Origin of the sequence: Proteus genomosp. 4 str. ATCC 51469, from assembly GCF_003144375.1 — a bacterium.
Taxonomy (GTDB): domain Bacteria; phylum Pseudomonadota; class Gammaproteobacteria; order Enterobacterales; family Enterobacteriaceae; genus Proteus.
The window spans coordinates 170,282-192,432 of sequence record NZ_PENV01000001.1; the positions used below are offsets into that span (position 1 = coordinate 170,282).

The window sequence follows — 22,151 nt, forward strand, 5'->3', positions numbered from 1 at the left end:
AGATCGCCGTTAAACTCGCATATTAACAATGGTTTCTTGTAAACGACCATTGATAGCATGGCGTTTTTCATTGTCTTGACGATCGGCGACATCCATAACCTCTTCGTTATTCACTAACTCTTCAAGGCTGATACTGCTTAGGAAACTGGTTATACGATCACTTAAATCACGCCACAAAGTATGAGTCAGGCAACGATCGCCACCTTGACAACCTTCTTTATTACCCTGACAGCGGGTAGCATCGACAGATTCATCAACCGCAGAAATAACTTGAGCAACAAAAATTTGCCCAGCATCACGGCCTAATAAATAGCCGCCGCCAGGACCACGAACACTTGCAACTAATTCATTTTTACGCAAACGCGAGAAAAGCTGCTCAAGATAAGAAAGGGAAATCCCTTGACGCTCTGAAATATCGGCGAGGGGAACAGGGCCTTGCTGTGAATGCAATGCAACATCAAGCATTGCAGTAACTGCGTAACGCCCTTTTGATGTCAGTCTCATAACAAATACTCCGTGGTGAACAATAATCAAATTGTGTCATTCCCGAGTAATTTAGTCAACTATTTATCCGAGTGTTTTAGTCAAGTATTATACTCAGCCCAAAATTGACTTAAGTTAATCAACTTTGCCCTCTATTTTTTAGCCCATTTTTCAACTGACGTTAGAATACCACGTAAGATATGAAGCTCTTGTGTTTCTGGGCGTGCACGCGTAAATAGACGACGTAAACGGCTCATGACCTGTCCTGGATGTTTAGGGCGAATAAAGCCAGACTCGTTAAGCACCTGCTCTAAGTGAACATAAAAACGTTCAATATCATCTGCTGGTGGATAATCAATCTCTGATGGGTTATTTTCCTCTTGTTTTTCTTCTTGGGCAAGTGCTGCCATACGAATTTCATAACAAACAAGCTGAACTGCCATCGCTAAATTTAAAGAACCATATTCTGGATTAGTCGGAACATATAGATGAAAGTCACATTTTTGTAATTCTTCATTGGTTAAACCTGTGCGTTCACGACCAAAAATAACCGCAACTGGCTTATTTTTAGCTTCCATAACACAACGCTCACCACATTCACGGGGAGCAAGCATGGGCCAAGAAAGCGTGCGACTACGAGCACTTGTTCCAATCACTAAACCACAACCTTCAATCGCTTCATCGATGCTATTAACAATATGTGCATTGCCAATAACATCACTTGCACCTGCTGATAGGGCAATAGAGTGTGAATCTGGTTTTTCTTTCGGATTAACAAAATAAAGGTTGGTCAATCCCATGGTTTTCATAGCTCGAGCTGTAGAGCCCATATTGCCTGTATGTGAGGTCTCTACAAGGATGATGCGAATATTTTCTAACATTGATTTCTTGTTAATTGCTTTGTGATCCATCTATTTTATCACAAATGTAGCCAGAAACACGAATGCCTGTTATACTCTCGCACGTTTTTTATCCCCGTTCTTTAACATCTTGTGGAAGATAACCATGCATCCGATGCTGAATATTGCCATACGTGCCGCACGTAAGGCTGGTAATTTAATCGCCAAAAATTACGAAAATCCTGAATCTGTAGAAACTAATCAGAAAGGTACCAATGATTTTGTCACTAACGTTGACCGTGACGCAGAACAAGCAATCATTGAAATCATCCGTAAGTCTTATCCAAAACACACCATTATTACGGAAGAAAGTGGCGAGTTACTCGGTGAAGATCACGACATACAATGGGTTATTGATCCACTTGATGGCACGACTAACTTCATTAAACGTCTTCCACACTTCTCTGTTTCTATTGCTGTACGCATTAAAGGCCGTACTGAAGTGGCTGTTGTTTATGATCCTATGCGTAACGAATTATTCTCAGCCGTTCGTGGTCAAGGCGCTCAATTAAATGGTTATCGTCTGCGTGGCTCTAATGCCCGTGATTTAGATGGTGCTGTTCTTGCAACTGGTTTCCCATTCAAAAGCAAACAACATTCAGCCGCTTATATGAACATGTTAGGTAAACTGTTTGTTCCTTGTGCTGATTTCCGTCGTACAGGTTCAGCTGCATTAGATTTAGCTTATGTTGCCGCTGGTCGTGTTGATGGCTTCTTTGAAATTGGCTTAAAACCTTGGGATTTCTTAGGTGGTGAGTTAATTGCTCGTGAAGCAGGTGCTATCGTTTCTGACTTTACTGGTAATCATGGCTATCTCCAAACAGGTAACATTGTTGCTGGTAACCCTCGTGTCGTTAGAGCATTATTAGCTGAAATTCGTAGCGAACTCACAGATGCGTTAAAACGTTAATTTGTCAGTACAAATAACGATAAAAATATAACGAAAAAGGCCATCACTGAAAAATGTAATGGCCTTTTTTCTCACCTATCCATTTCTTATTATATTAATAATGCATTTACTGATAATTTGCTGATTTCTAGCGCTATCTTGTCCAGTAATTGTGATGTTATTTCTTGCTTATCAATACGTAATAAAAATGCTTTTCGGGCTATCACAAATCCCAGTATTTGCCCAATCATCGCATGAGCACGAATAGTAGTGGTTAATTTATCGCAATCTTTATCTATTAATTCAATAAGATGGGAAAGTCTTATATGAAAAGGTTCTATGAGATTATGATATATTAATTCATAATTTTCAGTCGGTTCTAACTGTTCCCGTAAAATCAATTGGCTATAATAATGGCGCTCTGGTGCTAATAACGCTCGCGTTAATCCCGTCATCAATAAAGGAATTAACTCAGCAAATAATTCATAATTAAGTTTATCTTCTTTTAATATACGCTGAAGTTTATTATCAAATTGGTCAAAATGAATTTCTGAGGCTAATTCTGTCGCAATATATTGAATAACAGCAGTATACACGCCAAGTTTCCCACCAAAATGATAAGGAATTGCTGACTGATTAACACCAGCATCCTGCGCAAGTTGTCGCGTTCTCAACCCGCTAATTCCATGTAGCGCAAAAAGTTTAATCCCTTCTTGTATTAACTTTTCTTGAGTCTGTTCTGTACTTATCGCGGTTTTACTGGTGTTTTTCATTATTTGTTAACTATTTTATATTTGGCTTATAGATCAGCACGCATTAATTGTGTTGAGTTTGAATTTAACTCAATCCCTTTACTTTTACCAACAACAACCGTACCTCCTAAATTACATAAGTGATGACCGAAGCCACAGTTAGGCTCAAACGCAAACGTCATGCCTTCTTGCAATACAAGCTCTCGTCCCGGATTTGGTAATCGTTCAATTTTTTTATAACGACTCGCTAATGGCAATGATTCTATACCTGGAGCAGTACCAAACCCAATAGGTCCGTATGGATTGATACTATGGATAAGTGGATGCACATGCCATCCTCCTGATTTTAATAATGGTTTTTCCATTAAATCAACCACTTCACCAAAAGTAATCCCCGCCTTTAAATGTTCAACACCTATTTCATAACATTCACGAGCAACCAAAGCGGCTTTTTCTAAGTTTTCGTGAATTTTACCTACGGCAACAGCAGCCTGATGTTGTGTTTCATACATTCCATATAAAGCAAAAATTTCTGATAACACAATATCACCGATTTGAATTTCACGAGGTGCTTGTGAACGATATTGCCAAGCTGGAGGCCCCCAACCGATATATTCAGAACCTGATCCCATTAGAATTTCAGCCGTAAATCCACCTCTTGATAAGCAAGTTGCAGTAATAGCGGCTGCAAGATCGGCTTCTGTCGCTCCAGGTCTGGTGGTGACTCGCATTGCTTCACTCATTGCTTCACCAATAGCGGCAGCATATCTTACATGTGTCAGTTCTTCTTCACTTTTAACCGATGCGCGCTTAAAGAAATCACGATACACACAGCTAAATTTCGCATGAGGGAATGCATCTTTAATACCGTTTAGAGTATTAAACGGCATTGCACCATCAAAATAGAATGGAGGATAAGGCTCTAAACCAATAACACCAATATGTGCATTTTGCTGTACACCCATTTCTTTCAGAAATTGAGCAATATTACGCCCTGTTTTTCCTACAACAAGACTATCTTCATCTATCCATTGCAAATCACCGCGTAATTTTGCCTGCATATGATCAGCGATCATCATTGGTGCAAAAGTGACAATTAAGGGTTTTTTATCTTCATGAAAAATAACAACTGAGCCTAGTCGATCATTTGTAAAATAGTGATCAATACAAAATGGTGCAGGTGCAGCGGATTCTCTATCACCATAGATAATCAATGTATCTAACTGATTATCTTTCATAAGATCTCTAGCTAATTGCCAGCGTCTGTCTCTTTCCTGTAAAGAAAAACTTGCTGGGATCACCGATTTATTGTTCATAATAATATTCTCTCTATATTCATTCATTTGAATGAATTAAATTTAAGCCTAATATTTAAAATGGTCAATTATTCTTTTGATCAAAAAATGCGCTTTTAAAAGGAGAAAAAAAAGATCTGCAATATCAGGAACATTACAGATCTTAATTTTTATGAAATAAAAGAATTAGGTATTTTGAGGTTGTACTTTAGGTCTGATAAACATCGCTGGGATCGTTAATGCTGCCATTAACCAAAAGATCAACGATTCTTGATTTGGGAGTTTTTCATATAGCCAGCCCGATATAATTGTCATAATGGCTATACTTCCTCCCATTGCTAAAGCGGAATACACTGCTTGCAAACGGATAATTTCGTGTTCTTGGCGGGCGCTAATAAAACGCATTGCAGCTAAATGACATACTGTGAACGTACCACTATGTAAGATTTGAACGACAATAAGTGCAGGTAATGCGGTAAAACTTCCCATTAATCCCCAACGTAAAAGCCCTGCAAAAGCAGAAAGTAGCAGTAGATCTCTTGCACTCCACCGGCGGAATAAACGGTGACTGAGCATAAAAACGATAACTTCAGAAACCACACCTAATGACCAAAGATAGCCAATTGTTGCTGTGTCGTACCCAGCCTTTTCCCAATAAAGCGCGCTAAAACCATAATAGGCTGCATGTGCACCTTGTAGTAGAGAAACACATAACAAAAAGCGCCAAACAGGCCCATCAGAAATGAGTTTCATAAAAGACACGTTACTCTGTTTTGCTTTTTTGACCTTTCCTTGAGGCATGACTTTAGGACGAAGCATCGATGTAAGAAATAATGCGAGGGTACTGGCAATCAACCCATAAAGAATGATGGGATGCCCAAAAGCATCAATTAAAATCCCCAACAATGATGAACTAATAATAAAAGCAATAGAGCCCCAAACACGGATTTTTCCATAATCAAAAGGGAACTGTTTTTGCCAAGTTCCAGCCAAGGAATCCCCTAAAGGCACCATAGGTGAAAAGAATACGTTAAATCCAGTCATCACAAAGAATAACCATGCCCAATGGCTGCCCATCATAAATGCAACAGTAAAGAGTAATGAGAGAAAGGCGAATAGTCGTAATGCAGTGATAAGTTTTGATGGATCTTTTACTGCAGGCGTTAAGATGAGGCTACCGACAAAACGTGCAGTTAAACCTACACCTAATAACAGACCTATCATTGCAGGATCGACACCCTCTCCTTTTAGCCATATTGACCAAAAAGGTAAAAAGATACCGTATGAGAAAAAATACGTAAAATAATCTAAGGCAAGCCACAGTGTTGATGGAATAACCATCCAATCCCCCATTTTTAAGATGCAAAAAAACCCGCCAAGAACAAGTTCTCGAAGCGGGCTTGTACAACGGGTTTTATTATATCGTTACAAACTTATGCGTAAACTGGAAATTTAGCGCAGATATCCAAGACTTTTTGTTTCACTTTCTCAATGTTCGCTTCATCATTGATATTATCAAGGACATCACACATCCAACCGGCTAATTCACGAGCTTCCGCTTCTTTAAAACCACGACGTGTAATTGCTGGAGAACCGATACGAACACCAGAAGTGACAAATGGGCTACGAGGATCATTTGGTACACTGTTTTTGTTAACAGTGATATTTGCACGACCGAGCGCTGCATCTGCATCTTTACCTGTAATATCTTTATCAACTAAGTCTAATAAAAACAGGTGGTTTTCAGTTCCGCCAGACACTACTTTATAACCGCGTTCTAAGAAAACGTCTACCATTGCTTTCGCGTTTTTAGCAACTTGTTGCTGATAAACTTTAAATTCAGGTTCCATTGCTTCTTTTAATGCAACCGCTTTACCCGCGATAACGTGCATTAAAGGGCCACCTTGAGAGCCAGGGAACACTGCTGAGTTCAGTTTTTTGTAGAACTCTTCATCTCCGCCTTTAGCAAGGATAAGGCCACCACGTGGGCCAGCTAATGTTTTATGCGTTGTTGTTGTAACAACATGTGCATGAGGAACTGGGTTAGGATAAACACCCGCAGCAATCATACCCGCAACGTGCGCCATATCAACAAACAGGTAGGCACCAATGCTATCTGCAATTTCACGCATTTTTGCCCAATCAACCAAACCAGAATAGGCAGAGAAACCACCAATAATCATTTTTGGTTGATGTTTTTTAGCTTGAACAGCGATATCTTCGTAATCAATTTTACCTGATTCATCAATACCATAAGGTACGATATTATATAGTTTACCAGAGAAGTTAACTGGTGAACCATGAGTCAAGTGACCGCCTTGTGCTAAGTTCATACCTAAAACAGTATCACCCGGTTTTAACAATGCCATATAAACAGCCGCATTCGCTTGTGAACCTGAGTGAGGCTGTACGTTAGCATAGTCAGCACCAAATAATGCTTTTGCACGATCAATTGCCAGTTGCTCTACAACATCCACATACTCACAACCACCGTAGTAACGTTTACCCGGATAGCCTTCAGCATATTTATTTGTCAGCTGAGATCCTTGCGCCTGCATAACACGAGGACTGGTATAGTTTTCAGAAGCAATAAGTTCGATGTGCTCTTCTTGACGAGTCACTTCACCTTCCATTGCATTCCATAATTCTGGATCGTAATCAGCAATATTCATTTCACGTTTTAACATTCAGATCTCCTGACTCAGCTAACTTCACTAAAGACAAACTCCCATACGGGAGAAAGAATGGCATACAGTGTAAACTCTTTTTCTTCATTGAGATAGCCCCTAATGAAAAAATACGCAATCGTTTGCCATTCAATTATAACAGCATCTTATTACTTTTTAACAACCTCATTTTATCCTGTGCTTATTCCTCTTTTTGAGGCACATCTCGCCTTATTATGCAAACACCCCGCATCATTCTCTAAGATTTGAGATTTTTTGTTAAAAAATAAAAACAGTTATTTACAAAATAATCAAAAAGCGATAAGTTGCATGTAAAATGCAATTTATAAAAATTCACAATAAACTGAAAATTTTTCAGGAGCAATTATGTTAGATGCACAAACTATCGCGACAATTAAATCAACAATTCCTCTTATTGCTAAAACAGGCCCTGCATTAACCGCACATTTTTATGATCGAATGTTCTCTCGTCATCCTGAATTAAAAGATATCTTCACCATGAGTCACCAAAGTAGTGGCGCTCAACGTGAAGCCTTATTTAATGCGATATGCGCTTATGCAATTAATATTGAAAATTTACCTACAATTTTACCGGCAGTTGAAAAAATCGCACAAAAACACGTCAGTTTAAATATTCTTCCTGAGCATTATCCCATCGTAGGTGAGAATTTATTGGCTACAATTGATGAAATGTTTAATCCTGGTCAAGAAGTGTTAGACGCTTGGGGCGCCGCTTATCAAGTGTTAGCAGATGTCTTTATTAATCGTGAAGAACAAATTTATCAACAAAAAGAACAAACAAGCGGTGGTTGGAGAGGATTACGAGCTTTTAAAGTCACCCATAAAGTAAAACAAAGTGATGTTATTACCAGCTTTGAATTAGCGCCTGAAGACGGCCTTGATATTACACCTTATCAAGCTGGGCAATATTTAAGTCTTTATATCCGTGATGAACGTCTTGAAAACCAAGAAATACGTCAATATTCATTAACTCAATCTTCAAATAATAAAACATACCGCATCGCAGTCAAACGCGAAGAGAAAGGTATTTTATCGAATTTTCTTCATGACCATATTCAAGAAGGGGATACTTTACAAGTCGCCGCACCAGGGGGAGATTTTTATTTAGAGGTATCACCAACAACACCTGTTACATTAATTTCAGCGGGTGTGGGTTTAACCCCCATGTTATCAATGTTACACACACTTTCTGCTCATCAAGCCAATGTTAATTGGTTACATGCTGCTGAACATGGAGGTGTTCATGCCTTTAAAAGTGAAGTTCATCAAGTCGGTAGTAAACTTCCACATTATCAACAAGCGGTTTGGTATCGCACACCACGACCTGAAGATGTACAAAATCAAGAATATCAATTTGAAGGTCTAATGACATTAAAACAAGTTGAGAATTGGATAAGCATTCCTGATATGCATTTCTATTTTTGCGGACCATTACCTTTTATGCAGTCTGTTGCAAAACAACTTATTGAATTAGGTATTAATCGTGAAAAACTTCATTATGAATGTTTTGGCCCTCATGCTGTTATTATGCAAGATTTATAATCAATATATAATCAAACCATTAAAACAAAGCTTTAAAATAGAATAATGAAAAAGCGCTGATAGCATCATATTTATCAGCGCTTTTGTTATTTAGATCATGCTATTTTTATGGTTGATATTTATTTTCAATCGTAGCAGGAATAACATGATCTTTAGCAGAAAAACCGTACCAAATAACACTAATTAGACAGAGTGTATAACCAAATAATTCAGATCCCTCTTCCACCATATTTTTAACAGTGCGGTTATAATCCTCACCTAATAATTTAGACCATAATATTCCCATACCAAATAGACGAGAAAACAACAAAATACATAATAGGCCTGCAACTAACATTCCATGGCTTGGATGAGTAATAAAGTGAATTAAGCCTTTTAATGTTCTCTTTCCTTCTCTGATCGCAATAGCAATACTAATAAACGTCACCGTTAGAGCAAACCAAACCCAAGAGCCGTGTGCAATCTGATCAAAGACACCATCTAACTCACGAATTAAAATACACAAGAAAAAGCCCATAATTAGAGTGAACGCTCCCCGTTGTTCACTGTCTTGATAGGCTTTAACAAAAAAGAATAAGCAAATCATTGCGACAATAGTTTCTTGGCCTAGTTCAGTTACTGACGTTTCTGAAATACCATTATCAAAAACCAAAATATCAAGAAATATAAATCCCGTAGTGATAGCTATTAACACTGCTGCACATAAAAATAAAGCAAGACGCTTTAATAAATAATTAAACATTATTTTGCCCATACCTTAATGATTTTTAATGTCGATGATAATAGCTTTACTTAAAAGTTATTGAATAACATTTTGTGCCTTAGAATTTATAAAAAATAGTAAAATAAATCGTTAATAATCATCAATAGACTTGCATTAGATATAAATAGCATTTTAGGTAAAACATAAAAAAATTAATTATGCGCAAGAAAATGAAAAAGCCCGATATTTTGATTAAAAAATATCAGGCTTTAATAAAAATAAATAATGTAACTATTTAGCTTAAGTTTGAACAATAATTAAATAGCTTCTTCGTCTTGCTCGCCAGTACGAATACGAATAACACGATTCACATCAAAAACAAAAATCTTACCGTCACCAATTTTACCTGTTTGTGCTGTTGTCATAATTGTATCTACACAGGTTTCAACAATTTCGTCAGCAACAACAATTTCAATTTTTACTTTAGGTAAAAAATCGACCATGTATTCCGCACCACGGTAAAGTTCAGTATGCCCTTTTTGACGACCAAAACCTTTCACTTCAGTTACGGTCATTCCAGTGATACCCACTTCACCAAGCGCTTCTCTTACATCATCTAACTTAAACGGCTTAATTATCGCTTCAATTTTTTTCATCGTATTATCCTGCTATTACCAGTTGTGGCGACCAAAACCGCTTGTTATTGGGTATCTGCGATCTTTACCAAAATTACGACTTGTAATACGTGGCCCGACAGGGGCTTGACGTCGCTTGTATTCATTAATATCGACTAATTTTATCACTTTACGGACTGTTGCTTCATCAAATCCAGCGGCAACTAAATCAGAAACAGATTTATCCTGTTCAACATAACCTTCAAGAATAGCATCAAGAATATCATAAGGTGGTAAATTATCTTGGTCAGTTTGCCCCGGCGCTAACTCTGCTGATGGTGGTCTATCAATCACACGTTGAGGAATAGCCGGTGAAAGTGTATTACGATATTTAGATAGTTCAAAAACTAATGTTTTAGGGACGTCTTTTAACACATCAAAGCCCCCTGCCATATCACCATACAATGTCGAGTATCCCACTGCGGATTCACTTTTATTGCTTGTGGTGAGCACTAAACGACGGCGTTTATTTGACATCGCCATCAAGATCACCGCGCGACAGCGAGCCTGTAGATTTTCTTCTGTAGTATCAGCGGCAGTATCTTTAAACATAGGTGCTAACTGTGCCATAAAGGCATCAAACATGGGTTCAATAGATACCGTATCGAATTCGATACCTAATAAATCTGCTTGTTCTTTGGCATCATGAATACTCATTTCAGAAGTATAACGAAAAGGCATCATAACCGCTTGAACACTCTCTTTTCCTAATGCATCAGCAGCAATAGCAACCGTTAATCCAGAATCAATCCCCCCAGATAATCCGAGAATTGCCCCTTTAAAACCGTTTTTAGTGACATAATCACGCGTTGCAAGCACTAATGCTTGATACACTTGCGCTAAAGGTGAAAGTTCTGGTGCAGGATCTACCATTGGGATAATCGTTAATTCATCAAGCTCTACAACTGCGGTTTGCTCATCAAATGCAGCTAAACGATGAGTGATCGTGCCTCTTTCATCAAATACTTTAGAACAACCATCAAAGACCAGCTCATCTTGACCGCCAATTTGATTAAGATAGATCACTGGAAGATGCGTTCTTTGACAATGCTCTTTAATTAACTGTGTACGGACATGGGGTTTTTCACGGTTATATGGCGAGGCGTTAATAGATAAAACAAGATCTGCCCCTGCTTGTTTTAATGCATCGATAGGCTCATTAATCCAGATATCCTCACAAATTAACAAACCTAAGTGGTAACCTTTAAATGGCACAACACAACGTTCATTTCCTTGTTGGAAATATCGTTTTTCGTCAAACACACCGTAATTAGGTAATTGTTGTTTGAAATAACGTGCTTGTAACTCACCTTTATAGAAAAATGAGAGTGCGTTATAAATTTTGCCGTTTTGCCACCAAGGATGTCCAACAACAATCGCTGTTTTTTTACTTGCTTGTTCTAAACGCATAAGTTGTGTTTCACAGCGTTGCTGGAAATCAGGACGAAATAGCAGATCTTCAGGAGAGTAACCGCATAACGCCAGCTCAGAAAACATGACCAGATCGGCCTCTTCTTGCGCTTTAACGGTAGATAACATGCGTTCACAGTTACCTTCTATATCGCCAACAACCCAATTGAGTTGAGCCATTGCGAGTTTTAATTTACGACTCATAAAAATTAGTCTCTCCGCTATCTTTCGCATTAAAAGAAAGCTAGTTTAAAAATATATTCGTTATCTGAAAAGGTTATTCTTTAAAATCATTCGCATCTAGCTCATGACGGGATAACAATTTGTAAAACTCAGTTCGATTGCGTCCTGCCATGCGTGCCGCTTGAGTCACGTTGCCTTTCGTCATTTGCAGTAGCTTTCTCAAATAAGTCATTTCAAAATGCCCTCTTGCTTCAGCAAATGTGGGTAAAGCAGTATTTTCACCCTGTAAGGCTTGTGTCACTAAAGCTTCACTAATAACTGGAGCTGTCGTTAAAGCGACGCATTGTTCAATCACGTTAACTAATTGACGCACATTTCCGGGCCAACTTGCTGTCATCAAGCATTTCATCGCATCAGTGGAAAAACTTCGGACAAAAGGCTTATGGCGTTTAGCTGATTCGCGTAATAGGTGATTTGCAAGCACAGGAATATCTTCAGCTCTCTCACTTAATGTAGGAATTCGTAGATTCACCACATTTAAACGATAGAACAAATCTTCACGAAATTCATTACGCTCCATCGCTTTAGGTAAATCACGATGTGTGGCAGAAAGGATACGGACATCAATATCAATATCACGGTTGCTTCCTAATGGGCGAACTTTTCGCTCTTGCAAAACACGTAATAATTTAACTTGTAATGCCATTGGCATATCGCCAATTTCATCTAAAAACAGTGTACCGCCTTCAGCTGCCTGAAATAGACCTTCACGACTACTTACTGCTCCTGTAAAGGCACCTTTCGCATGACCGAATAGTTCAGATTCTAAAAGTTGTTCTGGTAAGGCGCCACAGTTAATGGCTATAAAAGGCTTTTTGGCTCTAGGACTTGCACGATGAATAGCTTGAGCAAGAACTTCTTTACCTGTACCACTTTGGCCATTAATAAGTACGCTGACATCAGATTGTGCGACTAACTTTGCTTGCTCTAATAAACGTAGCATTTGTGGGCTACGTGTCACGATATCTTTTGACCACTCTTCATCTGAAACCGTGGTCACTAATTCCAGCGCTTCATCAATTGCCTTATAAAGTGCATCTCGATCAACGGGTTTAGTTAAAAAGCTAAATACACCTTGTTGTGTTGCTGCAACGGCATCAGGAATAGAGCCATGAGCAGTTAGAATAATGACTGGCATTCCGGGTTGCTGGCGCTGTATTTCAGCAAACAATGCCATACCATCCATTTCATCCATACGTAGATCGCTAATAACAAGGTCTATTTTTTCTTTTAAGAGAAGTTTTAGTGCTTCTTGCCCACTTTCAGCGGTGAAGATATGAAAACCTTCACTTGTTAACCGCATACCAAGTAACTTTAATAACCCAGGATCGTCATCGACAAGTAAAAGATTTGCTGATTTATGGCCAGCCATGCACATTCTCCTTATTTAGATCCTGCTTCAGTCGGTTTAGCATCCTGTTTTTCTATTTCAGTTTTAACAGGCTCAGGTTTAACCACTTCAGGTTTTGCAGATTCTGGTTTTGAAGGTTCGGGTTTAACCGCTGTTGCAGAAGGTGTTTTTTCCTCACCCTTTGTTTTTTCTGTTATCGATTGTGTATGTGTAGAAGTAGACTTTTCAGTCGGTTTTTCAACGACTGGCTTTTCAACAACTGTTTTTTCTGTTTCAGGGGATGTGGTTGCCACACTCTCCGTTAAGTCTTCATTTTGTGATAACGAATCAACAGAGCCACTTTGTTTTCTATTCGATAACTGCCTTTCAATTTGGGTAAGGCTTTCAAGCTTCTTCAGTGTGATATTCAGTTCATGCTGTAATGCATTATTCTCTTTTCTTAGGGTATCTATTCTATTATCTGTTTCTGTGGTTAAACGACGATAACGATTTTTTTCTTCTGCTAAAGAGAGGATGAGTGTTTGATTTTCAATCCATGTTGATAATAAAACACGCATAGAACTTGGAAATTGTAGCTTATAGCTTTCTAGTAACACTAATTGTGTTCGACGATCAGCAATCGTCATACCAGCACGCTCTAATAAAATGCTTTTATAAAATGCATCATCCCAACCTGTAACGACAACACTATTTGCTTGGCGTTGTGCTTCTGTAGTCATAATGCGATTCGTACATTCAATTGTGCGTAACCAATAAAGTGCATTATTAATGCCTTCATCATAAAAAGCACTTAATGTTTTACATTCAGCCCAACGGTAATCAATTGTTCTTTGTTTAACAACGGGTACATCAGGCTCTGGTTCTAACGACGCAGTGAGCGACTTTGGTGTACAGCCCGAAAGAACCAGTGGAAGCATAATAAACAAGACACACTGTTTCCAATTTAATGCGATCTTTCTAGTTGATGCAGGAGCCATAGATAACGGTTCAGTACCAAGCATCTGTTTATTTATTTTTTTATACTCATGATGAGGAGATGCTTGTATTTGTGACCTGATTTGCATTATTTATTCTCAGAAAGTAGCGGTAATTCAATACGAAAACAGACATCGGCATAGTCAGAAGGAACAACACTTAATTCACCTTCCATTCTTTTGATACAGTCATGAGCAATGCTTAAACCTAAACCACTTCCTTTTACAGCACCTTTGCGTAGTAAAGAACCTTGAAAAAAGGGCTCAAAAATCATTTTTTGTTCAGATTCAGGGATAGGCGTTCCTTTATTGGCTATATCAATCACTATCTTCTGTTCAACTTGATAACTAGAGATCCAGATATTACCTGATTCAGCACCATAGTGCACCGCATTCGAATAGAGATTGTCGATAACTCGTGATAATAATGTCGCTTCTGCTCGACATTTTGTCAGATTAAGTGAAATTATCGTTTTAATCTCTTTTGCTCTAGCTGGTAAGCTGTGTGCTAATACCACATCATTCACTAAATGAGTTAAATCGACCTCTTCAATTTGCTGAGGAACCTCAGAAAGTTTACGATTATAATCAAGCAGTTGTTCAATCAATAACTGTAACTGTTTACTACTATTATCAAGAATAGAAACTACTTCTTTTTGATCGAGCGTTAAAGGACCCGCAACTTCATCAGCTAATAATTCTGTACCTTCTCGCATACTAGCAAGTGGCGTTTTTAACTCATGAGAAATATGACGTAAAAACTCATGACGTTGTGATTCAAGCCATGCTAATCGTTCACTTAACCAAATAATACGTTGAGCTAACGATCGAAGCTCTCTAGGCCCTTGAAAAGAATCCAAATTATTACTAAGCGTTCGCCCTTCTCCCAATCGATTGATCATCTTTTCAATTCCCTTAACAGGGCCGATGATCATTCGTGTAAATAGTGCGATGAGGATCAAACTGAATACGAACACAATAAGACTTTGCCAGCCGAAATAACGTCCTTTCTCAGCAATTGCCATTTGTAACTGTTCGCCACGGCTAAAGATAATCTCTTTTGTTAGCATTACTATACGATTATTGGCATAAGAGAACTGCTCAAGAGCTTGTTGCATGTCTTTCGTAGGTTCACTGCTTTCACACTGAATAGACTTTAGCTTTTCAAGTGAAGAATTAAGCACGTCGGCTTCTTTAGATGAAGAAAGTGGAATTATGGTTTGTTGTAATGTTGAGAAGAGTTTGGTGTATTGCTGATAGCGTTGTTGGTACATATCATCATCAGTCTTATCACGTAAAACACAATAACGACGATAGTTTCCTTCCATCTCAATAGCTAAATTTCGCATAACCTCACTGCGTTCAGTATCAGCTAATGCATTTTTATTAGTAATTGCTGCTTGATTACTTAATTGATCGAGACTTTGATAAGCTTGATAAGCAAGGACAAGTAAAGGTAATAGCACCATCCAAAATGCCATTATCACGAGCTGTCTTAAAGAACGAGGAAAAATACGCCACTTTTTCAATGAAATCATCTCAACACCTATTAGAGTAATGCGATGCTACATGACTTGATAACAAGAAAAAAGTCCGACATTAGAAAATCAGGTGAGGATAACAAACACAAGCGAGAAAATATGACAGGCTCTAGAAGTGGGAGAGCGGAATATCTTACTGAGATATTCCGCCCGTCAAAATTTCATCTCTTTTCTCTCTAAAAGAGGATGAAGGTGGTGCCTCACTCCACGTGTCGCCCTGTGTTTGATAAGGTCCGAAGACGAGTATCATGATGTTGGACGGTAGGCACCTTACTCTGGCGTCATTCCTGGCTTATGTGGTATGTTCCCACCCATATTGTGGACCGACATAAAAAGTTGAATGAGCAACTGATTTATATAATGCACAACACGTGCCAACTTTTCAAGAATATCATTAAGTAATTGAAATAAAACAAGAAATAAAAACACCTCTATGATATTTTAATTACGTCTCTCTTTTATCTAGTTATAAAGTAACCAAGCTGTCTCCATATCCAGACAGAGTTATCCAATATTTTATAAACGCTTATATTTCAATAAATTAAGTGTCGCCAAAAAGAGACAAGCTAATGACTAAGTGTCGTTGTTTTTACACAATAAAAAATAATGCCTTTATTATCAATATAATAAAGCCTCTCGCTAAGTAGAGGCTTTATGTATTTACTACTAAGATAATTTACTTCTAATTAATCAAACTGCTTCCTTGCATTACGGAATAGTCGCATCCAAGGGCTATCTTCACCCCAGTTATCAGGATGCCAAGAGTTACTGACCGTTCTAAATACACGCTCAGGATGAGGCATCATAATAGTTGAACGTCCATCCTTTGTTGTGACAGCCGTGATCCCTTTTACTGAACCATTAGGATTTAATGGGTATTGTTCTGTTGGTTGACCATAATTATCAACAAAACGTAATCCCACTAAATTTTGTGCCTCTAATTGTGCTAATTGTTCAGCATGACGAAATTCCGCAAAACCTTCCCCATGAGAAACAGCGATAGGCATTTGTGAACCCACCATGCCTTGTAGCAATAATGATGGGCTTTCTGTCACTTTGACCAAACTAAAGCGAGCTTCAAAACGCTCAGAACGGTTGCGAACAAAACGAGGCCATAAATCCGCCCCCGGAATAAGTTCAGATAATGTTGACATCATTTGACAACCATTACAGACACCAAGCGATAAGGTATCTTGGCGTTCAAAGAATTGAGCAAATTCATCACGTAAACGAGAATTAAATAGAATAGATTTAGCCCAACCTTCACCTGCACCTAATACGTCACCGTAAGAGAATCCTCCGCACGCCACCAGCACATCAAAATCACTTAATGAACGTCGTGACGAATGTAGATCACTCATATGAACGTCAATGGCATCAAAACCAGCTCGGTCAAAAGCTGCCGCCATTTCAACATGAGAGTTAACGCCTTGCTCTCTTAGTACAGCAATACGAGGGCGGCTTCCTGTTGCAATATAAGGAGCTGCAATATCTTCGCTTGGATCAAAGGTTAAATGTACATTTAACCCCGGATCATTGATGTCCTGTTTTGCCTGATGTTCTTCATCAGCACACTCAGGGTTATCGCGTAAACGTTGCATTTGCCATGTTGTTTCAGCCCACCAAAGACGTAGCGTACTGCGTTTTTCATTATAAACTTCAGTTTCACGACTTTGAATTACAACGGCATCATCTTGTGTTGCTTGACCTAAATAGTGTAAGCAATCGGCTAAACCACATTGGGTAAATAATGATTCAACTGCATCTTGATGTTGAGCGCTAATTTGGATCACGCCACCTAGCTCTTCATTAAAGAGTCCCGCTAAGATATCTTCATCATAAGCACTAATATCAACATTTAACCCACAGTGACCAGCAAACGCCATTTCTGCAAGAGTGACAAATAAACCGCCATCAGAGCGATCATGATAAGCCAACAATTTGCCTTCATTGACCAATTGTTGCATCGCATTAAAGAATTGTTTTAGCTGTTCTACATTACGAAGGTCTGCGGCTTTTTGACCTAACTGGCGATAAACTTGTGCTAAAGCTGTCGCACCTAATGCGTTATGTCCATTACCCAGATCAATCAGATATAAACGGTTACCTGATTGTGTCGATAATTCAGGCGTTACCGTTTTACGTACATCTTCAACGCGAGAGAATGCTGTAATAACTAAAGAAAGCGGAGAGGTAACTTCTTTGTTTTTTCCATCTTTATCCTGCCAACGTGTTTTCATTGACATAGAGTCTTTACCAACAGGAATAGTGATACCTAACTCTGGGCATAACTCCTCACCAATAGCTTTCACTGCATCATACAAACCTGCATCTTCACCAGGATGCCCCGCCGCCGACATCCAGTTAGCCGAAAGCTTAATGCGATTAAGTGCTTCTACATCACAGCCAGCCATATTTGTTAACGCTTCACCGACAGCCATACGTGCAGATGCAGCAAAATCTAATAGTGCGATTGGCGCCCGTTCACCAATCGACATTGCCTCACCATAATAGCTATCTAATGTTGCTGTGGTAACAGCACAGTTAGCAACAGGAATTTGCCAAGGACCAACCATTTGATCACGAGCAACCATGCCCGTTACAGTGCGGTCACCAATGGTAATTAAGAAGGTTTTTTCTGCCACAGTAGGTAAATGAAGCACTCGATAAACTGCATCTTTTAAATCAATATCTTTACGATCTAGATACTCACCTTCTGTTTTTTGTGATTTCACATCACGTAACATTTTAGGCGCTTTACCTAATAATATGTCCAATGGCATATCAATGGGCTTATTATCAAAGTGTGTATCGTTTAATACTAATTCACGCTCTTGCGTTGCTTCACCAATTACAGCATAAGGTGCTCTTTCACGTTGGCATAACGCATCAAACAGAGGCATTTTTTCTGGTGATACTGCCAACACATAACGTTCTTGAGATTCATTACACCAGATTTCAAGTGGGCTCATCCCCGGCTCATCATTTAAAACATCACGCAGTTCAAAACGACCACCACGACCACCATCATTGACTAATTCAGGCATCGCATTAGAAAGACCACCAGCCCCTACATCATGAATAAATAAGATAGGGTTATCGTCACCCAACTGCCAGCAACGATCGATAACTTCTTGGCAACGTCGCTCCATTTCTGGATTGTCACGTTGAACAGAAGCAAAATCTAAGTCCGCATCAGATTGCCCTGAAGTCATAGAAGAAGCCGCACCGCCGCCCAGACCGATGTTCATAGATGGGCCACCTAATACAATCAACTTAGCGCCAACAGTGATCTCCCCTTTTTGAACATGGTCTTCACGAATATTACCAATACCACCAGCTAGCATAATTGGTTTATGATAACCGCGAATTTCAACACCATTATGGCTATTAACTTGTTCTTCATAAGTTCTGAAATAGCCTAATAATGCAGGACGACCGAACTCGTTATTAAATGCGGCACCACCCAGTGGACCTTCTGTCATGATGTCTAATGCATTAACAATACGCTCTGGTTTGCCAAAATCTTCTTCCCAAGGCTGTTCAAATCCTGGAATACGCAGATTAGATACTGAAAATCCTACTAAACCCGCTTTAGGCTTAGCACCACGCCCCGTTGCACCTTCATCTCGAATTTCACCACCAGAGCCTGTTGCAGCTCCCGGCCAAGGTGAAATCGCTGTTGGGTGGTTGTGTGTTTCTACTTTCATCAAGATATGTACGGGTTCTTGATGATAATGGTAATGCCCTTTTTCAGCATCAGGATAAAAACGTCCAGCAACCGACCCTTCCATAACCGCCGCATTATCTTTATATGCCGACATGACATAATCAGGAGTTTGCTCAAACGTATTTTTAATCATTTTAAATAATGACTTATCTTGCACTTTGCCATCAATAATCCAATCTGCATTAAATATTTTATGGCGACAATGTTCAGAGTTGGCTTGTGCAAACATATAAAGCTCAACATCCGTTGGATTACGCGCTAAACGATTAAAAGCATCGACTAAATAATCAACTTCATCATCAGCAAGTGCTAATCCCATTTCAATGTTTGCTTTAACAAGCGCATCTTTACCTTTAGCAAGCACATCTATCGTTTTTAATGGTGCTGGCGTTTGCTCTGCAAACAGTGCATTCACATCTTGATAATTTAAGAAAATGGTTTCCATCATTCGGTCATGAATCAAACCATAAAGCTGTTGCCATTGAGTTTCTGTCATCGTATCGCCTTCAATAAAGTAAGCGATACCACGTTCAATTCTGACCACCTTGGATAAACCACAGTTATGTGCAATATCTGTTGCTTTAGAAGACCAAGGTGAAATCGTTCCAGGGCGAGGTGTCACCACTCGCATTTCCCCAACAGGCTCATGCTCTGTTAATGAAGGCCCGTAATGTAATAATTGGCTTAATTTAATCTGGTCATCTTCAGATAACTGCCCTTCCACTTTTGCGAAATGAACAAATTCCGCATATATACCTTGTACAGGAAGGTCATTCTCCTGACATTGAGTGAGTAATTTATTAATACGAAACGCGGATAAAGCGGGGGAGCCACGCAGGATTTCCATAGTATTGAGTTCTCTCTTTTAGCAGCTAGCCTGATCAATCATTCAGGGGAAACGCGCCTAGTATAATAGAATAACCGCCCAGACGAAACCGTTTGCGTGAACAAAATAACGGCATTTAACTTAGTGTGTTTTAATGATTAATTGGTGTAATCAAGTTGCGTATTACCAATATGTTAAGCAAAATGCTCGATTACTGGAAATTTATCCATGTTAGGATAACGACTTTACACACAACAACAAACAACGTTAACGAGAAATAACCTATTGAATAATATAAGGATAAACTATTTCGTTATCGTTATCATAGCGCTCTTTTCAGCGGCAATTATTGCGTTGAATATTACTTGGCCCGATAGGCAAAAAGCGCAGATAAATAAGATTTTATCTCGTGGTGAGTTAAGAATTAGTACGATGTCATCACCATTGATAACGATGAACGATAAAAAGGACCCCGTAGGTTTCGATTATGAATTAGTGAAACGCTTTGCTGATTATCTGGGCGTGAAGCTTGTCGTTAATATGCGGACAAATATCAACCAAATGTTTGATGATCTGGAGAACAATAAAGCAGACTTTATCGCAGCTGGATTACTTTATAACAAAGAGAGATTAGATACGACACGTAGTGGGCCTGCTTACTTTTCAGTGTCTCAGCAATTAATTTACCGTAAAGGAACATTAAGGCCACGTAGCTTTGATGCTTTAGATGGACGCCTTGTTGTCACAGCAGGCTCAGCCCATGCAAGCTTATTGCGTACACTAAAAGAAACGCAATACCCTGAGCTTGAGTGGGAAGAATCAGACAATCAAACAACCTCTCAACTACTTGAAGCGCTATCAGAAGGAAAAATTACCTATGTTTTAGCCGACTCAATCAGTGTTGCGGTACAACAACGTATTCACCCTAATGTTGCCGTAGGATTTGAAGTCACTGAAAGTCGTCCTCTGACATGGTATTTACCTGATAGTGAAGATAATAGTTTGTATGCCGCTATGCTAGATTACTTTAACCAATTATCTCAAGAAGATGTATTAGCACGATTGGAAGAAAAGTATTTTGGTCATGTAGGTTCATTTGATTACTTCGACACTATCTCTTTTATTACTGCAATTGATTCCATTTTGCCAAACTATCAACCTCTTTTTGAGAAATATGCGGATACCTTTGATTGGCGATTATTAGCAGCAATGGCATGGCAAGAGTCACATTGGGACCCTCATGCAACATCACCAACAGGCGTTAGGGGGCTTATGATGCTAACACGCCCTACAGCATCAAGTATGGGAGTCACTGATAGGCTTGATCCTGAAGAAAGTATTCGTGGTGGTGCTCAATATCTTAAACATCTTCTTTCTCGTTTACCTGAGTCTATCCCTGAAGATGAGAAAATTTGGTTTGCATTAGCCGCCTACAACATGGGCTTTGGTCATATGCTTGACGCCAGAAGGCTGACCGAACAACAAGGCGCAGATCCTGACAGTTGGTTAGATGTAAAATCAAGATTACCGCTACTTAGTCAGAAAAAATACTATGTTGACCTCCCTTATGGCTACGCAAGAGGACATGAAGCTTATCGCTACGTTGAGAATATTCGTCGATATCAGCTGAGCCTTGTAGGCTATCTCCAAGCTAAAGAGAGTAAAAACAAGATCCTATCTAAAGACAAAGAAAGCACTGAAGGTGCGGATCAAGAGACATCATCATTAACATTAACTCAAGAGCCATCTCGTTATTAATGATGTACTACATACCGTTCAGCCTCTTTTATAGAGGCTTATTCTAGGCTTAACACATTTACCCTGCCATTTCTGATATCCCATAGCAGATTTTCCCTCTCAATATCTCCTTAATATTTTCTTAATATTAAAAATTGTTACATTTTCCCCTACCTTTATTTAACCAAAGTTGGAAAAAAATCGTGTTAATAAATGGTAACATTCATTAGTTAAATCACTCACTCGATGAGTAAAATGTATCAAAAATAGCCCAATAAGTCTTTTTTTGACTATCATAATAGGTGAAATATAAGAAAAAATTAACTTAAATACGTAGGAATTATCTCATTAGTTATTATTCATTTTATGATTATTCTTTTTGGAAAACTTTTTT

16 protein-coding genes are annotated in these 22,151 nt (G+C 38.8%); 3 read left to right on the forward strand and 13 right to left on the reverse strand.

Annotation, left to right across the window (positions count from 1 at the left end; translation table 11 throughout):
* Positions 1-9: 9 nt before the first annotated feature.
* Positions 10-504: a Fe-S cluster assembly transcriptional regulator IscR gene (gene iscR, locus DK866_RS00795; RefSeq protein WP_006533450.1), complete on the reverse strand. Its 495-nt coding sequence runs from the start codon at positions 502-504 to the stop codon at positions 10-12.
* A 131-nt stretch (positions 505-635) separates the two neighbouring features.
* Positions 636-1,364 (reverse strand): tRNA (cytosine(32)/uridine(32)-2'-O)-methyltransferase TrmJ, encoded by a 729-nt coding sequence (gene trmJ / locus DK866_RS00800; RefSeq protein ID WP_109407325.1) that lies wholly within the window; start codon positions 1,362-1,364, stop codon positions 636-638.
* 124 nt (positions 1,365-1,488) lie between these two features.
* Between trmJ and suhB the strand changes: the two genes are divergently transcribed.
* Positions 1,489-2,292 carry an inositol-1-monophosphatase gene (suhB, locus tag DK866_RS00805; RefSeq protein ID WP_023581619.1) on the forward strand — a complete coding sequence of 268 codons (804 nt, stop codon included), beginning with the start codon at positions 1,489-1,491 and terminating at the stop codon, positions 2,290-2,292.
* A gap of 89 nt (positions 2,293-2,381) precedes the next feature.
* On the opposite strand, the gene DK866_RS00810 is transcribed toward suhB, so the two are convergent.
* The 4 genes from DK866_RS00810 to glyA all read right to left on the reverse strand — a co-directional run bounded on the left by DK866_RS00810 (position 2,382) and on the right by glyA (position 7,005).
* Positions 2,382-3,044 (reverse strand): CerR family C-terminal domain-containing protein, encoded by a 663-nt coding sequence (locus DK866_RS00810; RefSeq protein ID WP_109407326.1) that lies wholly within the window; start codon positions 3,042-3,044, stop codon positions 2,382-2,384.
* Positions 3,045-3,070: 26 nt separating this feature from the next.
* Positions 3,071-4,339, reverse strand: a complete 1,269-nt coding sequence (locus DK866_RS00815) for a M24 family metallopeptidase (RefSeq protein ID WP_109407327.1) — start codon at positions 4,337-4,339, stop codon at positions 3,071-3,073.
* A 165-nt stretch (positions 4,340-4,504) separates the two neighbouring features.
* Complete coding sequence (locus tag DK866_RS00820; RefSeq protein ID WP_166540787.1) at positions 4,505-5,659, reverse strand: 3-phenylpropionate MFS transporter; 1,155 nt, start codon at positions 5,657-5,659, stop codon at positions 4,505-4,507.
* 92 nt (positions 5,660-5,751) lie between these two features.
* On the reverse strand, positions 5,752-7,005 hold the full coding sequence (glyA, locus tag DK866_RS00825; RefSeq protein ID WP_109407329.1) for a serine hydroxymethyltransferase: 1,254 nt from the start codon (positions 7,003-7,005) through the stop codon (positions 5,752-5,754).
* Between the two features lie 366 nt (positions 7,006-7,371).
* Between glyA and hmpA the strand changes: the two genes are divergently transcribed.
* On the forward strand, positions 7,372-8,568 hold the full coding sequence (gene hmpA, locus DK866_RS00830; protein ID WP_109407330.1) for an NO-inducible flavohemoprotein: 1,197 nt from the start codon (positions 7,372-7,374) through the stop codon (positions 8,566-8,568).
* A 106-nt stretch (positions 8,569-8,674) separates the two neighbouring features.
* Here the strand turns inward: hmpA and DK866_RS00835 are convergent, their stop codons facing one another.
* The 7 genes from DK866_RS00835 to purL form a co-directional block, all read right to left on the reverse strand.
* Entirely contained in the window at positions 8,675-9,322 is a 648-nt protein-coding gene (locus tag DK866_RS00835) for a hypothetical protein (protein ID WP_109407331.1), read from the reverse strand.
* A gap of 266 nt (positions 9,323-9,588) precedes the next feature.
* Positions 9,589-9,927, reverse strand: coding sequence for a nitrogen regulatory protein P-II (glnB, locus tag DK866_RS00840; protein ID WP_109392985.1), 339 nt, complete (start codon positions 9,925-9,927; stop codon positions 9,589-9,591).
* Positions 9,928-9,942: 15 nt separating this feature from the next.
* Entirely contained in the window at positions 9,943-11,559 is a 1,617-nt protein-coding gene (locus tag DK866_RS00845; protein WP_109407332.1) for an NAD+ synthase, read from the reverse strand.
* Between the two features lie 73 nt (positions 11,560-11,632).
* Positions 11,633-12,970: a two-component system response regulator GlrR gene (gene glrR / locus DK866_RS00850; protein ID WP_087803278.1), complete on the reverse strand. Its 1,338-nt coding sequence runs from the start codon at positions 12,968-12,970 to the stop codon at positions 11,633-11,635.
* An 11-nt stretch (positions 12,971-12,981) separates the two neighbouring features.
* On the reverse strand, positions 12,982-14,013 hold the full coding sequence (qseG, locus tag DK866_RS00855; protein ID WP_244179630.1) for a two-component system QseEF-associated lipoprotein QseG: 1,032 nt from the start codon (positions 14,011-14,013) through the stop codon (positions 12,982-12,984).
* Positions 14,013-15,461, reverse strand: coding sequence for a sensor histidine kinase (locus DK866_RS00860; RefSeq protein ID WP_162556961.1), 1,449 nt, complete (start codon positions 15,459-15,461; stop codon positions 14,013-14,015). Before DK866_RS00860 ends, qseG begins: the two co-directional genes overlap by 1 nt.
* Before the next feature lie 689 nt (positions 15,462-16,150).
* Complete coding sequence (gene purL, locus DK866_RS00865) at positions 16,151-20,041, reverse strand: phosphoribosylformylglycinamidine synthase (RefSeq protein ID WP_109407333.1); 3,891 nt, start codon at positions 20,039-20,041, stop codon at positions 16,151-16,153.
* A gap of 264 nt (positions 20,042-20,305) precedes the next feature.
* Between purL and mltF the strand changes: the two genes are divergently transcribed.
* On the forward strand, positions 20,306-21,778 hold the full coding sequence (gene mltF / locus DK866_RS00870) for a membrane-bound lytic murein transglycosylase MltF (protein ID WP_109407334.1): 1,473 nt from the start codon (positions 20,306-20,308) through the stop codon (positions 21,776-21,778).
* Positions 21,779-22,151: the final 373 nt, after the last annotated feature.

Coding starts and splice junctions, on each gene's coding strand:
- iscR (WP_006533450.1), bottom strand. CDS start 504: ATGAGACTGACATCAAAAGGGCGTTACGCAGTTACTGCAATGCTTGAT.
- trmJ (WP_109407325.1), bottom strand. CDS start 1,364: ATGTTAGAAAATATTCGCATCATCCTTGTAGAGACCTCACATACAGGC.
- suhB (WP_023581619.1), top strand. CDS start 1,489: ATGCATCCGATGCTGAATATTGCCATACGTGCCGCACGTAAGGCTGGT.
- DK866_RS00810 (WP_109407326.1), bottom strand. CDS start 3,044: ATGAAAAACACCAGTAAAACCGCGATAAGTACAGAACAGACTCAAGAA.
- DK866_RS00815 (WP_109407327.1), bottom strand. CDS start 4,339: ATGAACAATAAATCGGTGATCCCAGCAAGTTTTTCTTTACAGGAAAGA.
- DK866_RS00820 (WP_166540787.1), bottom strand. CDS start 5,659: ATGGTTATTCCATCAACACTGTGGCTTGCCTTAGATTATTTTACGTAT.
- glyA (WP_109407329.1), bottom strand. CDS start 7,005: ATGTTAAAACGTGAAATGAATATTGCTGATTACGATCCAGAATTATGG.
- hmpA (WP_109407330.1), top strand. CDS start 7,372: ATGTTAGATGCACAAACTATCGCGACAATTAAATCAACAATTCCTCTT.
- DK866_RS00835 (WP_109407331.1), bottom strand. CDS start 9,322: ATGGGCAAAATAATGTTTAATTATTTATTAAAGCGTCTTGCTTTATTT.
- glnB (WP_109392985.1), bottom strand. CDS start 9,927: ATGAAAAAAATTGAAGCGATAATTAAGCCGTTTAAGTTAGATGATGTA.
- DK866_RS00845 (WP_109407332.1), bottom strand. CDS start 11,559: ATGAGTCGTAAATTAAAACTCGCAATGGCTCAACTCAATTGGGTTGTT.
- glrR (WP_087803278.1), bottom strand. CDS start 12,970: ATGGCTGGCCATAAATCAGCAAATCTTTTACTTGTCGATGACGATCCT.
- qseG (WP_244179630.1), bottom strand. CDS start 14,013: ATGCAAATCAGGTCACAAATACAAGCATCTCCTCATCATGAGTATAAA.
- DK866_RS00860 (WP_162556961.1), bottom strand. CDS start 15,461: ATGATTTCATTGAAAAAGTGGCGTATTTTTCCTCGTTCTTTAAGACAG.
- purL (WP_109407333.1), bottom strand. CDS start 20,041: ATGGAAATCCTGCGTGGCTCCCCCGCTTTATCCGCGTTTCGTATTAAT.